This window comes from Saccharothrix hoggarensis (genome assembly GCF_052936025.1).
Map to the genome: position 1 here is coordinate 895,053 of NZ_CP193624.1, position 14,299 is coordinate 909,351.

Annotated in this window: 14 protein-coding genes; 10 read left to right on the forward strand and 4 right to left on the reverse strand. The window is 72.9% G+C overall.

Annotation, left to right across the window (positions count from 1 at the left end; translation table 11 throughout):
- Positions 1–257: 257 nt before the first annotated feature.
- Both ACRAKH_RS04480 and ACRAKH_RS04485 read left to right on the forward strand, forming a co-directional pair.
- Positions 258–956 carry a ferritin-like fold-containing protein gene (locus ACRAKH_RS04480; protein WP_380724034.1) on the forward strand — a complete coding sequence of 233 codons (699 nt, stop codon included), beginning with the start codon at positions 258–260 and terminating at the stop codon, positions 954–956.
- A 39-nt stretch (positions 957–995) separates the two neighbouring features.
- Complete coding sequence (locus ACRAKH_RS04485; RefSeq protein WP_380724033.1) at positions 996–1,226, forward strand: DUF3107 domain-containing protein; 231 nt, start codon at positions 996–998, stop codon at positions 1,224–1,226.
- Positions 1,227–1,305: 79 nt separating this feature from the next.
- On the opposite strand, the gene ACRAKH_RS04490 is transcribed toward ACRAKH_RS04485, so the two are convergent.
- Positions 1,306–1,614, reverse strand: a complete 309-nt coding sequence (locus tag ACRAKH_RS04490) for a DUF4873 domain-containing protein (RefSeq protein ID WP_380724032.1) — start codon at positions 1,612–1,614, stop codon at positions 1,306–1,308.
- The gene (locus ACRAKH_RS04495) at positions 1,614–2,363 is read right to left on the reverse strand and encodes a TetR/AcrR family transcriptional regulator (protein ID WP_380724031.1); all 750 of its coding nucleotides are present in this window, start codon (positions 2,361–2,363) and stop codon (positions 1,614–1,616) included. The genes ACRAKH_RS04490 and ACRAKH_RS04495 overlap by 1 nt, the downstream gene beginning before the upstream one ends.
- 61 nt (positions 2,364–2,424) lie before the next feature.
- Between ACRAKH_RS04495 and ACRAKH_RS04500 the strand changes: the two genes are divergently transcribed.
- Both ACRAKH_RS04500 and ACRAKH_RS04505 read left to right on the forward strand, forming a co-directional pair.
- Entirely contained in the window at positions 2,425–3,324 is a 900-nt protein-coding gene (locus tag ACRAKH_RS04500) for an AurF N-oxygenase family protein (RefSeq protein ID WP_380724030.1), read from the forward strand.
- Complete coding sequence (locus tag ACRAKH_RS04505; RefSeq protein WP_380724029.1) at positions 3,297–4,199, forward strand: alpha/beta fold hydrolase; 903 nt, start codon at positions 3,297–3,299, stop codon at positions 4,197–4,199. The genes ACRAKH_RS04500 and ACRAKH_RS04505 overlap by 28 nt, the downstream gene beginning before the upstream one ends.
- A gap of 176 nt (positions 4,200–4,375) precedes the next feature.
- Here the strand turns inward: ACRAKH_RS04505 and ACRAKH_RS04510 are convergent, their stop codons facing one another.
- Positions 4,376–5,023, reverse strand: a complete 648-nt coding sequence (locus ACRAKH_RS04510) for a TetR/AcrR family transcriptional regulator (RefSeq protein WP_158849269.1) — start codon at positions 5,021–5,023, stop codon at positions 4,376–4,378.
- 140 nt (positions 5,024–5,163) lie between these two features.
- On the opposite strand from ACRAKH_RS04510, the gene ACRAKH_RS04515 reads away from it, so the two are divergent.
- The 3 genes from ACRAKH_RS04515 to moeZ all read left to right on the forward strand — a co-directional run bounded on the left by ACRAKH_RS04515 (position 5,164) and on the right by moeZ (position 8,589).
- Entirely contained in the window at positions 5,164–6,147 is a 984-nt protein-coding gene (locus tag ACRAKH_RS04515) for an alpha/beta fold hydrolase (RefSeq protein ID WP_380726742.1), read from the forward strand.
- 104 nt (positions 6,148–6,251) lie between these two features.
- Positions 6,252–7,286, forward strand: a complete 1,035-nt coding sequence (locus ACRAKH_RS04520) for a DUF3152 domain-containing protein (RefSeq protein ID WP_447009644.1) — start codon at positions 6,252–6,254, stop codon at positions 7,284–7,286.
- A 130-nt stretch (positions 7,287–7,416) separates the two neighbouring features.
- Complete coding sequence (gene moeZ / locus ACRAKH_RS04525; protein WP_380726738.1) at positions 7,417–8,589, forward strand: adenylyltransferase/sulfurtransferase MoeZ; 1,173 nt, start codon at positions 7,417–7,419, stop codon at positions 8,587–8,589.
- A 237-nt stretch (positions 8,590–8,826) separates the two neighbouring features.
- On the opposite strand, the gene ACRAKH_RS04530 is transcribed toward moeZ, so the two are convergent.
- Positions 8,827–9,813: a serpin family protein gene (locus ACRAKH_RS04530; RefSeq protein ID WP_380726736.1), complete on the reverse strand. Its 987-nt coding sequence runs from the start codon at positions 9,811–9,813 to the stop codon at positions 8,827–8,829.
- Positions 9,814–9,927: 114 nt separating this feature from the next.
- On the opposite strand from ACRAKH_RS04530, the gene ACRAKH_RS04535 reads away from it, so the two are divergent.
- The 3 genes from ACRAKH_RS04535 (at position 9,928) to ACRAKH_RS04545 (ending at position 14,290) form a co-directional block, all read left to right on the forward strand.
- Positions 9,928–10,725: a TIGR02569 family protein gene (locus ACRAKH_RS04535; RefSeq protein WP_380726734.1), complete on the forward strand. Its 798-nt coding sequence runs from the start codon at positions 9,928–9,930 to the stop codon at positions 10,723–10,725.
- Positions 10,726–10,877: 152 nt separating this feature from the next.
- Entirely contained in the window at positions 10,878–12,851 is a 1,974-nt protein-coding gene (locus ACRAKH_RS04540) for a molybdopterin oxidoreductase family protein (RefSeq protein ID WP_380726744.1), read from the forward strand.
- Complete coding sequence (locus ACRAKH_RS04545) at positions 12,848–14,290, forward strand: FAD-dependent oxidoreductase (RefSeq protein ID WP_380726732.1); 1,443 nt, start codon at positions 12,848–12,850, stop codon at positions 14,288–14,290. Before ACRAKH_RS04540 ends, ACRAKH_RS04545 begins: the two co-directional genes overlap by 4 nt.
- The last annotated feature ends 9 nt before the right edge of the window (positions 14,291–14,299 follow it).

Genomic DNA, 14,299 nt, shown 5'->3' on the forward strand with positions numbered 1-14,299 from the left:
GCCACCGGGCCGTCGCAAGGGGCCGGGCGGGTCGCGGGAAGGGCCGGCGAGGTGTGTGCGCGCACCCTCTCCTGACGGCACGGTGCCGCCGCAGTTCAGCCTTCGGCACCGCTGCGAGCCCCCACTGGGCCGCGCCGCGCCGGGCGTCAAGTGTCGAGTCTACCCGTCGACTAGGCCGATCGGGCTGGAACACCGGGCACGGGTGCCGGCACGCGTGCCTGGGGTGTTGCGAAGGACACCCGGCTAGGCTCCCCGGTATGAGCGACCCAGGAGTGGATGGAGCGGCGGGTCAGGCGGTGGTGACGGGCCAGGCGGGCCAGGTGCCCGAGGGCGTCGTGGACCTGCTGGGCGCGCTCGCGTACGGCGAGCTGTCGGCGTTCGACCGGATGGCCGAGGACGCCCGGACCGCGCCCACGCTGGCCGGTCGGGCCGCGTTGTCGCAGATGGCGGCGGCCGAGATCGGCCACTACGCGCTGCTGGAGCAGTACCTGGCCGACCGCGGCCACTCGCTGGAGGAGGCCATGCGGCCGTTCGCCGCGGGCTTCGACGCGTTCCACGCCTCCACCGCGCCGCGGTCGTGGTTGGAATCGCTGGTCAAGGCCTACGTGGGCGACGGGCTGGCGGCCGACTTCTACCGCGAGGTCGCCGAGTGGCTGGACGAGCCGACCAAGGAGCTCGTGCTCGCCGTGCTGGCCGACACGGGCCACTCGGCGTTCGCCGAGCGCGAAGTCCAGGCCGCCTGCGACACCGACCCGAAGCTGCGCGACCGGCTGACGCTGTGGGGCCGCCGGCTGCTCGGCGAGGCGTTGACGCAGGCCCAGTACGTGGTGGCGGAGCGGGACGGGCTCGCGGAGCTGATCGTGCGCGGCTCGGGCGACCTCGCCGGCATCGCGGCGCTGTTCCGCCGCCTCCAGCAGAGCCACACGCGGCGCATGTCGGCGCTCGGTCTCGGCTAGGGTTGCTTCGAAAGCCATCAACGCCGCACGGAGGTCAGCGTGGAGGTCAGGGTCGGGATCGCGGACAGCCCGCGGGAGCTCGTGGTGTCCAGCGGGCTCACCCACGAAGAGGTCGAGGCGCAGGTCGCGGACGCGCTGAAGGCGGGCTCCGGGCAGCTCGTGCTGGTCGACCAGAAGGGCGCCCGCTACGTGGTGCCCGCGGCGCGCATCGCCTACGTGGAGATCGGTCCGAGCGACGCCCGCCGGGTCGGTTTCGTCTCCGGCGACTGAGCGTCCGCGCCGAGCCGCCGGCAGCAGGCACGAGAAGGGGCACCCGATCGGGTGCCCCTTCCGCGTTTTCTCCCCCCGGTCAGCCGACCGGGAACGGCGGGGTGGACGTCCCCGCCACCCGGTAGCGCCGCCAGGGGTCGGGGTCGGTGAGCGACCCGGTCGCCGTGCCGTCGGGGGTGCGCAGCAGCGCGGTCCGCGCACCGCCCTCCACGAGCTCGGTGACCTCGTCGTTCGCGCCGACCCGGCCGTACCAGTGGTAGCGGCCGTCGATGGGTTGGAAGAAGCCGCGCAGCTCGACGCTCACCGGCACCTCCCGCTCGTCGAACACCAGCACCGCCGCGCCGGTGTACCCGTCCTCGTCGTGCTCGTGCTCCTGCTCGTCGGACATCACGCCTCCTCGCCGTTGACGATGCGCAGCCGGGCCCCGTCCGCCGGTCCGGCGGTGGGACGTGCGGTGTCGGGCAGGTCGGTGGTCAGCGGGGCGTCCGGGTCCAGCTCCACGCCCGCGGAGCGCAGCAGGCCGTCGATGGCGTGCCAGATGATCGTGGTCAGGTAGTCGCTGAGGCCCGCCCGCGTCATCGACTGCCGGTCGAGCCACCAGTCGCCCGCGTTCTGCACCATGCCGACCAGCGCGTGCGCCCACGGCTCGGCGCCGCCGGAGTCCATGCCGAACGCCCGCAGGTAGTCGCCGAGCAGGCGCGCCAGGGTGTTGGCGATCATCTGCTTGTCCTCGGTGACGACGTCCTGCTCCACCGGCCGGTCGGTGAACGACTTGCGCACCACGAACCGGTACAGGTTGGGGTGCTCCTCGATCACCGACAGGTACGCGTCGACGATGCGCTTGATGCGCTCGCGGATCGGCCCGTCGTGGCCGAGGGCCGGCCCCATCTTGTCCATGAGCATCTCGGTGCCGCGCTGCCCGACCGCCAGGTACAGGTCCGACTTGTCGGCGAAGTGCCGGTAGAGCACCGGCTTGCTGACGCCCGCCTCGGCGGCGATCTCGTCCATCCCCACGTCCGGGCCGTGCTGGGCGACGGCGCGGATGGTGGCCTCCACGAATTCGGCGCGCCGCGCCTCGCGGTGCCCCTTCCACCGTTCCCGGCGGGCGTCCGTTCCGCCCTTGACAGTTCGAGCCATGTGAAGCACGCTACCAGAAGTAACTGTTACCTCAAGTAGCACATATCCGGGGAGGGACCCGATGACGAGGACCTTGAAGGTGGCGGACCGCGAGAAGACCGCCGAACGGCTGCTCAACTCCTCGGCTGACAAGTTCTACGACCCCGAGGTGGACATCGACTGGGCCGCGCCGCTCGTCGACGGGTTGAGGTACACCCCGGAGCACCGCTGCTCCCTCTACGGCACCGAGCTGTGGGACCGGATGTCGCCGGACCAGCGCGTCGACCTGTCCCGGCACGAGGTCGCCAGCATCGCCAGCGTCGGCCTGTGGTTCGAGATCCTCCTGATGCAGATGCTGCTGAAGGAGGTCTACCGGTCCGACCCGACGACCAAGCACGCGCAGTACGCGTTGACCGAGATCGCCGACGAGTGCCGGCACTCCACGATGTTCGCGCGCATGGTCGAGCGGATCGGCTGCCCGCCCTACGGCCCCCGCCGGCACGTCTACCACCTGGGCAAGGCGCTCCCGGTGATCGGCTACGGGCCCGCGCTCTACGGCTCGATCCTGGTCGCCGAGGAGGTCCTCGACCGGTTGCAGCGCGAGACGATGGCCGACGAGTCCGTGCAGCCGCTCGTGCGCATGGTCAACCGCATCCACGTGCTCGAAGAGGCGCGGCACGTCCGGTTCGCGCGGGAGGAGGTCGTGCGCGGCATGGAGACGTTGACCAGGAAGGAGCTGGGGTACCAGCGCTGGCTCATCGCGACCACGTCCATGTTCATCACCCGGTCGCTGATCAACCCGGACGTCTACGCGGCCGTCGGGCTGGACGAGGACGAGGCGCACAAGGCCGCGCTGGGCAACCCGCACTGGCAGGAGACCATCCGCTGGTCGGGCGAGCGGATCATGAAGTTCCTGGACGAGGTGGGCCTGGTCGGCAAGCCGGGGATGCGGGCATGGCGTCGGTCGTTCCTGCTCGGATGAGCCGCGCCGGCGCGCCCTCGGACGTCGACCACCGGTTCGTCACGTCGGACGGCACCGCGCTGCACGTCGTGGACACCGGGCCGGTCGACGCCGCGCTGACCTCCGTGCTGCTGCACGGCTGGACGCTGGACCACACGTCGTGGGACCTCGTCGCGGCCGGGCTGCCGGGCCGCGTGCTCCGGTACGACCACCGCGGTCACGGCCGGTCGGCGCCCGCGCCGGTCGGCACGGCCACCATCGAGCGGTGCGCGGACGACCTGGCCGAGCTGATCGCGGCCCGGGTGCCCACCGGCCGGATCGTGCTGGCCGGGCACTCGATGGGCGGCATGACGATCATGGCGTTGGCCGAGCAGCACCCCTCGCTGCTCGACCGCGTCGCCGGCGTCGCCCTGGTCGCCACCTCATCGGGTGAACTTGCCGGTTCGACGCTGGGCCTGCCCGGCGCCGCCGGCCGGGCGTTCCTGGCGGGGGAGAAGCTGGTGAACCGCCGCATCGCCCGGTTCCGGCGTCCTGAGCTGCTGAAGCGCACCGAGGTCGCCCGGCCGGGGCTGCGGTGGCTGCTGTTCGGGCGCCGGCCGTCGTGGCGGCACGTCGCCCTGACGGCGGCCATGGTCGGCCGCTGCCACCCGGTGAGCATGGTCGGCTTCCGCGACTCGCTGAACGACCACGACCGGCGCAAGGCCCTGGCGGAGCTCGCCGGCGTCCCGTCGGTCGTGCTGGCGGGCACGGAGGACCGGCTGACGCCACTGCGCCACGCGCGCGTGCTGGCGGACGAACTGCCCCACGCCGAGCTGACGATCTACCCGGGGGCGGGCCACATGCTGCCGTTGGAGAGGGCGGGGGAAGTCGCAGCACACGTTCGCGCACTGCTGTGACTGCTGTGTTGGATCGCGCCGTGTTGGATTGCGCCGCCTCCGGCGTCGCGGCTCGGCCGCCTGGAAGTCGGTCGTTCCCGCCCCGTTCTGCGACGATCGAAAAACGTGATCGCCGCAGAACGGGGCGGGAACGACCGACGCGGCCTCACGGGCCTCGCAGGTCTGGAGTGGTCGGCTCAGTGCTGCAGCGGGAAGCCGCCGCCGATGCCCCGCCAGGCGAGGTTGGAGATCAGCGCGACGGCGTCTTCCTTGGCGAGCTTGCGGTCGTCGGCCAGCCACGCTCGGGCCGTGACCTGCGACAACCCCACCAGGCCGACCGCCAGCAGGCGGGCGCGGTGCTCGTCGAGACCGGCGTCCGAGGTGATCGTGTCGGTGATGGCGTCCACGCTGTCGGTCGTCGCCCGCTCCACGGCGCGCGCCACCGCGGGCTCGCCGCGCAGGTCCGACTCGAACACCATGCGGAACGCCTGGCCCTCGCCGTCCACGAAGTCGTAGAACGCGGCCACCGCGGCCTTCACCCGCTGCTTGTTGTCCGTCGTGGACGCCAGCGCGCCGCGCACGCGGTTCACCAGCTCGTCCACGTGGGACTCCAGCAGCGCCATGTACAGCTCGAGCTTGCCGGGGAAGTGCTGGTAGAGCACCGGCTTGCTGACGCCCGCGCGCTCGGCGATCTCGTCCATCGCGGCGGCGTGGTAGCCGTTGGTCACGAACACGTCCTGCGCCGCGGCCAGCAACTGGGCACGTCGAGCGGTGCGTGGGAGCCGTACACCCCGCCCCGCCGCGCCGCCGTGGTGCCCGACCGCAGTCTGGGCCGTCTCCGTCATGGTGCCTCCAGCCAACCAATCGCATCGCGGAACCGGAAAGGGGTTGCCCTCCCAGGCTCGTCGGCAACCTTACTCGCTGGTAGCAGCGTTCCGGGAAAGCTTCTCGTTTCGTAGGACGCCCGGGCAGGCATCCTGGGGTCGTGACCGAGACGCTGGAGGCGCGCAGGACCGCCATCACCCACGTGCCGCTGTCCGCCGCGCCACTACCCCCGCTGGACACAACGATCCAGCCGTGGCCTGGTGACTACGTCGAGCTCGCCGGGCACAGCGTGCACGTCCGCCGCACCCCCGGGCCGACCGAGTCGACGGCGGTCTACGTGCACGGACTGGGCGGTTCGGCGACGAACTGGACCGACCTGGCCGCGCAGCTCCGCGAGCGCGTCGACGGCCACGCGCTGGACCTGCCGGGGTTCGGCCGCTCCGAGCCGATCGACGGCTACGACTACCGGATGAGCACGCACGCGCGGATCGTCACCGAGTACATCGAGTCGCTCGGCACGGGTCCGGTGCACCTGTTCGGCAACTCGATGGGCGGCGCGATCACGTTGATCGTCGCCTCCACCCGACCGGACCTGGTGCGGACGCTGACGCTGGTCTCGCCCGCCGTGCCGGACCTGCGGCCGAGCCTGCGCCGGGTGTCCGACCCGCGCCTGCCGCTCGCGTTCCTGCCGGTCGTGGGCGCGCGGGTGCGGGCCCAGCTGGCCGCCGTCACGCCGCGGGAGCGCACCCACCAGATGCTCCGGCTGTGCTTCGCGGACCCCACGTCGGTGCCGCCGCACCGGATCGAGCAGAGCGAGCACGAGTACACCGAGCGGTCGGCGCAGGCGTGGGCGGGCGACGCGCTGAGCCGGAGCACGGTCGACCTGATCCGGACGTGGCTGGTGCCGCGGTCGAAATCGATGTGGGTGCTCGCGCCGAAGGTGACCGCGCCGACGCTGGTCGTGTGGGGCGCCGAGGACCGGCTGGTCAGCGTCCGGAAGGCGCCGCGGGTGGCGCGGCTCGTGCCGCGCGGCCGGCTGCTCGTGCTGCCGCGGACCGGGCACGTGGCGCAGATGGAGCGGCCCGTCTCGGTGGCGCGCGCCGTGCTGGGCATGTGGGAGGCGGCCGACCGGGGCGCGTGGTGACCGCCAGGACCCCCGCGGACGGGTCCCGGACAGGTTCAGCCGGTCGGTGATGCGCAGGTCACCGGAGTCCGCCCCGAGGTCGGGGTTGTGGCACCCTGGTTGCCGTGAACCGGACGTCGCAGGGCGAGCGCGACACGGCGCCGTCCTCGGGTGACCGGCCGCCGTTGTCCGAAGACCGCTACCGCCGCGGCGCGCGCCGCACCGGCGCGGAGCCGCTGGCCGCGTCCTGGGAACCGACCGGCCGCAAGCCCCGCAAACGCCGCCGAGGCGTCAAGGGCCTCATCGCGAACTACGGCTGGCGCATCTACGCCATCCCGGTGCTGCTCGTGCTCACGGCCCTGGTCGTGCTGGACACGACCGCGCCGACGACGGGCAACGACCCGGGCGCCGGCGCGCCGACCGACCAGGCCGGCGCCGCCGCGCCGACGACCACGCCCGGCCCGCCCGAGGCCACCGAGAAGCCGCCGGTCGAGATCGACCTGAAGAACTTCCCGACCGCGCAGCTCCCGGACGGCCCCAAGTTCTCCGAGCAGGGCTCGGGCACGTTCGCGGTGATCCCCGGCACCACCGCGCAGGCGGGCACCGGGAAGCTGTACCGGTACGCCATCGCCATCGAGGACGGCGTCGAGCCGGGCGACTACGGCGGGGACCGGGAGGCGTTCGCCCGGACGATCGACGGGTTCCTGTCCGACCCCCGCAGCTGGGTCGGCACCGGCACGGCCGCGCTGCAGCGCGTCGACAGCGGCGACGTCGACTTCACCATCGCCCTGACCACCACGAACACCGCCCACGCGGTGTGCGGGTTCTCGATCCAGTTCGAGGCGTCGTGCTGGCACCGGGCGAGCGGCCGGGTGATCATCAACACGGCCCGCTGGGTGCGCGGCGCGAAGGCCTACGGCAACGACATCAGCGGCTACCGGACCTACGCCATCAACCACGAGGTCGGGCACGCCCTGGGCAACGGCCACGTGGGCTGCGCGGTCGAGGGCGGCTTCGCCCCCGTGATGATGCAGCAGTCCTTCGGCGTGGCCAACGACTACGTCGCGCAGCTCAACTCCGTCCCCGGCGGCGACCGCGCGGCCGTGGCGGCGGACGGCAAGGTGTGCAAGCCCAACCCGTTCCCGGTGGCGCCCCAGTGATGCCGACCGCGTGACCGGCGAGGCACCGCCGGGAATCCCGCGCCTTGGGACGACTTCCCAAGCGGGAAGACGGACGGGCAGGCTGGTGTTGTCCGTCGGTAGAGGACATGTTTCGTCGAGGAGGACTCAGATGGCGCTTCCGCCGCTCGTGGAGCCCGCAGCGGAGCTGACCAAGGAAGAAGTCGCGCGGTACAGCCGCCACCTGATCATCCCGGACGTCGGGGTCGACGGGCAGAAACGGCTGAAGAACGCGAAGGTCCTGGTCGTCGGAGCGGGTGGCCTGGGCAGCCCGGCCCTGCTCTACCTCGCGGCGGCGGGTGTCGGCACGCTCGGCGTCGTCGACTTCGACATCGTCGACGAGTCGAACCTCCAGCGCCAGGTCATCCACGGTCAGTCGGACATCGGCAAGCCCAAGGCCGAGTCGGCGCGGGACTCGGTGGCCGAGATCAACCCGTTCGTGAAGGTGGTGCTGCACCAGACCCACCTGAACTCGGAGAACGTGCTCGACATCTTCCGCGACTACGACCTGATCCTGGACGGCACCGACAACTTCGCCACCAGGTACCTGGTGAACGACGCGGCCGTGCTGCTCGGCAAGCCGTACGTGTGGGGCTCGATCTTCCGGTTCGAGGGCCAGGTCAGCGTCTTCTGGGAGGACGCGCCGGACGGCCTCGGCCTGAACTACCGCGACCTCTACCCCGAGCCGCCGCCGCCCGGCATGGTGCCGTCGTGCGCCGAGGGCGGCGTGCTGGGCGTGCTGTGCGCGTCCATCGGCTCGATCATGGTGACCGAGGCGATCAAGCTGCTGACCGGCATCGGCGACCCGCTGCTCGGCCGGCTCATGGTGTACGACGCCCTGGAGATGTCCTACCGGACGATCAAGATCCGCAAGGACCCGGAGAGCGTCAAGATCACCGAGCTGATCGACTACGAGGCGTTCTGCGGCGTGGTGTCCGACGACGCCCAGCAGGCCGCGGCGGGCAACACCATCACGCCGCTGGAGCTGAAGCAGAAGCAGGACAGCGGGGAGGACTTCCTCCTGGTGGACGTCCGCGAGCCCCACGAGTACGAGATCGTGAAGATCCCCGGCTCGGTGCTCATCCCCAAGGACCGCATCCTGTCGGGCGAGGCGTTCGCGGAGCTGCCGCAGGACAAGCCGCTCGTGCTGCACTGCAAGTCGGGCGCGCGGTCCGCCGAGGCGCTGGCCGCGCTGCACCGGGCCGGCTTCAAGGACGCCGTGCACGTGGGCGGCGGTGTCCTCGCGTGGGCCCGTGAAGTGGACCCCTCGCTGCCGACGTATTAATGGCGCCGCCTCCGGCGTCGCGGCTCGGTCGCCTGGAAGTCGACCGCTCGCGCCCCGTTTTCCGACGATCGAAAAGCGTGATCGCCGGAAAACGGGGCGCGAACGATCGACGCGACCTCGCGGGGGGTCGCGAAGCGACGCGAACTCGCGGGGGGTCGTGAGGTGGCGTCGGGAACTCGCGGGGGGTCGCGAGGTGGCGGGGGCGCGAGGTGGGACGGGACCGGGTTGGCGTTCTGGTCAGGGGTTGGTGAGTTCGGCTAGGAAGAGCAGCAGGCCCGTGGTGCGGTGGCGGACGGCCAGGAGGAACGGGCGGTCGAACCGCACCGGCCGGGCCTCCCGCGGTGGGGGCGCCGACATGGGGGCGGCCATCGTGGTGACCGCCGCCCCCTCGACGCCTTGCTCGTCGAGCGTCAGCTTGGCCTGGTGGAGGACCTTCTCGACCATCAGCCACGAGTCGAACAGCGGGCCGGCGCCCAGCGCGCGCAGGTGGTCGGCTAGCTCGGTGGCGGCGGTCAGGTCCACCTGGGGCAGGTAGAGGTCGATCGCGGTCGGGCTCAGGCCCGTGAGCAGGTCGGCGAACGTTTCCCCGTCGAGTCGCGCGTGCGCCAGGGGCGCGTCGGGCACCAGGGCGACCACGTCCATCGCCTCCGTGCATGGGAGGCGCACGGCCTGCCAGCCGTGCCGCGCGACGTGGCTGAACGTGCCGACCCGGCGCATGGTCGGCGCCATCACCTTGCCCGCGGGCGTGCGGAACTTCCGGGGCAGGGTGTCCTCCGCCGGGAACTCCTTCGTCCACGCGGCCTTGGCGTGCAGCGCGTTGACCAGCACGGCGAGGGTTCCGGGTGTGATGGCGCCCGGCGGGACGGCCTCGGGGACCAAGCCGCGGGTCTGCTCCGCCACCACCTTGTTGATCTCGACGTGCGCGTTCTCGTCCAGCACGAGCGGCCGGACTCCGGGGTGCTCGGCGAGAGGGCCGGACGGATCGGCCCAGATGGTGTCGGTCGACGTCACGGCGTCGTCGTGGGCGGCGTCGGCGAGCAGCTCCGCGGTCCGCTCGACGTCGGCGCGGAGCACGTCGGAGACGGCGGCTCGCGTGTCGCCGCCCGCCACGTCGGAGGCGGCGCACAGCGCCGCGGCCACGGAGAAGGGCGACCAGCAGCGGTTGCCGGCGGGCAGCTCGCGGTGCAGGCTGAGCGCGAACTCGGCGTGCGTGGCGTCGGTCACAGGCAACCCCTGAGGTGAGTCCGCATTATTGCGGTTAGGCCAAAGGCGTGGACACCACGCGTTTCGCCGCCCGAGGTCCACCAACCGAGGGCGTCGTGCAGGTAGCGTGCCGGCGTGACCCCATCTCCGGAGCCGCCACCGTCGCACGTGCGCGCAGCGTTCGGCGCGCGGGACGCCGAGCCGGAGCTGATCGACGGCGGTCCGGTGTGGCGGTGCGGGGACGCGGCCATCCGCCCGGCGGGCAAGCCGGCCGAGGCGACGTGGGTCGCCAAGACGCTCGACGGGCTCGACGTCGACAACCTGCGCGTCGCGCGCCCGCTGCGGTCCACCGACGGGCGGTACGTCGTCGGCGGCTGGGCGGCGACCAAGTACCTGGCCGGGCGCGCCGAGCCCCGGCACGACGAGGTCGTCGACGTCGCCGTGAAGCTGCACCGCGCGACCGCGGACCTGGTGAAGCCGCGCTTCCTCGACGCCCGCACCGACCTGTTCGCCACCGCCGACCGGTGCGCGTGGGAGGAGGAGCAGGTCGACCTCGACCCGGACCTGGGCGGACGGCTGTTCGACGTGTGCGCGGCCTACCGCAAGCCCGTCGCGCTCAAGCCCCAGGTCGTGCACGGCGACCTGTTCGGCACGGTCCTGTTCGCCGGCGACGCGGCGCCCGCCATCATCGACTTCGTCGCCTACTGGCGGCCCGGCCCGTACGGCGCGGCGGTCGTCGTGGTCGACGCGCTGTCCTGGGGTGGCGCGGATCACGGTCTCGTCCAGCGGTGGGCCCACCTGGAGGAGTGGCCGCAGATCCTCCTGCGGGCGACCCTGTTCCGCCTCGCGGTCCACGCCCTGCACCCCCGGTCGAGCCGACAATCTCTCGTCGGGCTGGAGCGAACGGCCGCGAAGGTGCTCGAACTGCTGTGACCTCACCCTCATCGCGTGGGTGCTGAGCAGTCAAGTTCGCGTGGACGAAACATCTCGTGTGCCGCCGTTAACAGCTGCTTCCTACCGTCGGGCAGGTGACCGACTCCCGCAGAATCGACACGCACTGCCCGTACTGCGCGCTGCAGTGCGCGATGACGATCGAGAACGGCAAGGTGTCGCCGCGGGAGTTCCCGACCAACCGCGGCGGGCTGTGCCAGAAGGGCTGGACGTCGGCCGAGCTGCTGACGTCGCCCGCCCGGCTCACCACGCCGCTGGTCCGCCGGGACGGCGAGCTGCGGCCGGCCACGTGGGACGAGGCGCTCGACGTGGTCGCGGCCAAGCTCCGCGCCCTCCGCGAGGAGCACGGGCCCGACGCGGTCGGCGTGTTCGGCGGCGGCGGGCTGACCAACGAGAAGTCGTACGCGCTGGGCAAGTTCGCCCGGGTCGCGCTGGGCACCTCGCAGATCGACTACAACGGCCGGTTCTGCATGTCGAGCGCGGCGGCGGCCGGGATGAAGGCGTTCGGGCTGGACCGGGGCATGCCGTTCCCGGTGACCGACCTGGACGACGCGGGCGCGGTGCTGCTGGTCGGCGGCAACCCGGCCGAGACGATGCCGCCGTTCGTGCAGCACCTCAAGAACGCCGAGCTGATCGTCATCGACCCGCGCCGCACGGCCACCGCCGAGCTGGCCACGCTGCACCTCCAGCCCGCGCCGGGCACCGACCTCGCGCTGGCCCTGGGCCTGCTGCACTCCGCCGTCGCCGACGGCCACCTCGACCAGCGGTACCTCGATGACCGGACGACCGGGTTCGAGGACGCGTGGCGCATCGCCGCGTCGTGGTGGCCGGAGCGGGTGGAGCGGGTCACCGGCGTGCCGGTCGCCGACCAGCGCGCGGCCGTGCGCATCCTGGCCGAGGCGCGCAACGCGTACATCCTCACCGGCCGCGGCACCGAGCAGCACGCCAGCGGCGCGGACACCGTGTCCGCGTGGATCAACCTGGCGCTGGCGCTCGGCCTGCCCGGCACGAAGGGCTCCGGCTACGGCTGCCTCACCGGCCAGGGCAACGGGCAGGGCGGGCGTGAGCACGGCCAGAAGGCCGACCAGCTCCCCGGCTACCGCAAGATCACCGACCCGGACGCCCGCGACCACGTCATGGGCGTGTGGGGCGTGGACGACCTGCCCGGTCCCGGCCGGTCCGCCTACGAGCTGCTCGACGCGCTCGGGCAGCCGGGCGGCCCGAAGGCGCTGCTGGTGTTCGGCAGCAACGTCATCGTGTCCGCGCCGCGCTCGCAGCACGTCGCCGACCGGCTGAAGGCGCTGGACCTGCTGGTCGTGGCGGACCTGGTGCTGTCGGAGACGGCCGCGGTCGCCGACGTCGTGCTGCCGGTCACGCAGTGGGCCGAGGAGGGCGGCACGATGACGAACCTCGAAGGCCGCGTGCTGCTGCGGCAGGTGGCCGTGGAGCCGCCCGAGGGCGTGCGCAGCGACCTCGACGTCCTGCAGGGCCTCGCGACGCGCCTCGGCCAGCCCGCCGAGCGGTTCCCGACCGAGCCCGAGGTGGTGTTCGAGGAGCTGCGCCGGGCGTCCAAGGGCGGGTTGGCCGACTACTCCGGCGTCACCTACGAGCGCCTGCGCCAGGGCGAGGCCCTGCACTGGCCCGTGGTGGGGGAGAGCACGCCCCGCAACTTCCTCGACCGGTTCGCCCACCCGGACGGCCGGGCGCGGTTCGTCCCGGTCGAGCACCGCGGGCCCGCGGAGCTGCCCGACGCCGAGTACCCGTTGCAGGCCACGACCGGCCGGGTGCTCCAGCACTACCAGTCCGGGGCGCAGACCCGGCTGGTGCGGGAGCTGAACCAGGCCGAGCCGGAGGCGTACGTGGAGGTCCACCCGGACACCGCGACCCGCGCGGGGGTGCGCGACGGCCAGCTCGCGTCCGTGGTGTCGCGGCGCGGCCGGACCGTGGCCAGGGTGCGCTGCGTGCCGTCCATGCGGGTGGACCTCGTGTTCCTGCCCTTCCACTTCGCCGGGGAGGGCCGGGCGAACCTGCTGACCAACCCGGTGCTGGACCCGACCAGCCGGATGCCCGAGTTCAAGGTGTGCGCGGTCCGATTGGAGTCGGTATGAGGAACGTTGTCGTCGTGGGCTACGGCATGGCCGGCGCCCGGCTGGCCGACGAGATCCGCCGCCGCGACCCGAAGGCGGACCGGGTCGCGGTGACCGTGCTGGGCGACGAGGCGCACCCGGCGTACAACCGGGTGCTGCTGTCCAGCGTGGTGGCGGGGTCGCTGACCCCGGAGGCGGTGCGGCTGCACGATGAGGACTGGGCCGCCAGGCACCACGTCGACCTGCGGCTCGGCGGGTCCGTGACCAAGATCGACCGGACCCGGCGGGTCGTCCACGTGGACGACACCGAGGTGCCGTACGACGCGTTGGTGCTGGCCACCGGCGCGCGGTCGTGGGTGCCGCCGACGGACGGGCTGCTCGACGGCAACGGCGACCTGGCGCCCGGCGTCGTGGCGTTCCGCTCGCTGGACGACTGCGCCCGGATCGTAGACAAGGCGTCGCCCGGCACGCCGGTCGCCGTGCTCGGCGGCGGGCTGCTCGGGCTGGAGGCCGCGCGCGGCCTGGCCGGCCGGGGCTGCCTGGTCACCGTCGTCCACCCGGTCGGGCACCTGATGGAACGGCAGCTCGACGCGGGCGCGGGCCGGGTGCTCGCCGCCACGCTGAACGGCCTCGGCATCGAGTTCCGGCTCGGCGTGCTGGCCACCCGGTACGTGCCCGGCGACGGGCTGGAGCTGAACGACGGAACGCACGTGCCCGCGGACCTGGTCGTCGTCTCGGCGGGCGTGCGCGCGGAGACCGGGCTGGCCGAGCAGGCGGGCATCGACGTCGACCGCGGCATCCTCGTGGACGACGCGCTGCGCACCAGCGACCCCAGGGTGCACGCCATCGGCGACTGCGCCCAGCACGTCGGCACGGTGTCCGGCCTGGTCCAGCCCGCGTGGGAGCAGGCCGCCGTGCTCGCCGACCGGCTCACCGGCGCCGCGCCCGCCGCCCGTTACGCCGGCACCACCGTCGTGACCAGGCTGAAGGCCCGTGACGTCGACCTGGCCGCGCTGGGCGACGTGCACGTCGGCGTCGACTCGGCCGACGACGAGGTGCTGTGCTTCCAGGACCCGGCGCGCGGCCGGTACGCGAAGCTCGTGCTGCGCGACGACAAGGTCACCGGCGCGATCGTGCTCGGCGCGCCGGACGCGGCGGCGGCCATCACCCAGCTGTTCGACCGGGGCCTGCCCGCGCCGACCGACCGGCTCGCGCTGCTGCTGGGCCGCGCGCTGCCCGCCGAGAACGAGGCCAGCCCCGCCGACCTGCCCGCGTCCGCGGTGGTGTGCCGGTGCAACACGGTCAGCAAGGGGCAGCTGGTCAGCGCGTGGCGCGCGGGCGCGACGACGATCTCCGCGATCGCGGAGGTCACGCGGGCGAGCACGGGCTGTGGCGGCTGCAAGGACGCGGTGTGCGGGATCGTCGACTGGCTCGCGGCCTCACAGCCCCAGTCGGCGTGATGTGCGGGG

Excerpts from the sequence above, each read along its gene's own strand:
- ACRAKH_RS04480 (WP_380724034.1), top strand. The coding sequence starts at position 258 with ATGAGCGACCCAGGAGTGGATGGAGCGGCGGGTCAGGCGGTGGTGACG.
- ACRAKH_RS04490 (WP_380724032.1), bottom strand. The coding sequence starts at position 1,614 with ATGTCCGACGAGCAGGAGCACGAGCACGACGAGGACGGGTACACCGGC.
- ACRAKH_RS04495 (WP_380724031.1), bottom strand. The coding sequence starts at position 2,363 with ATGGCTCGAACTGTCAAGGGCGGAACGGACGCCCGCCGGGAACGGTGG.
- ACRAKH_RS04500 (WP_380724030.1), top strand. The coding sequence starts at position 2,425 with ATGACGAGGACCTTGAAGGTGGCGGACCGCGAGAAGACCGCCGAACGG.
- ACRAKH_RS04505 (WP_380724029.1), top strand. The coding sequence starts at position 3,297 with ATGGCGTCGGTCGTTCCTGCTCGGATGAGCCGCGCCGGCGCGCCCTCG.
- ACRAKH_RS04510 (WP_158849269.1), bottom strand. The coding sequence starts at position 5,023 with ATGACGGAGACGGCCCAGACTGCGGTCGGGCACCACGGCGGCGCGGCG.
- moeZ (WP_380726738.1), top strand. The coding sequence starts at position 7,417 with ATGGCGCTTCCGCCGCTCGTGGAGCCCGCAGCGGAGCTGACCAAGGAA.
- ACRAKH_RS04540 (WP_380726744.1), top strand. The coding sequence starts at position 10,878 with ATGACGATCGAGAACGGCAAGGTGTCGCCGCGGGAGTTCCCGACCAAC.
- ACRAKH_RS04545 (WP_380726732.1), top strand. The coding sequence starts at position 12,848 with ATGAGGAACGTTGTCGTCGTGGGCTACGGCATGGCCGGCGCCCGGCTG.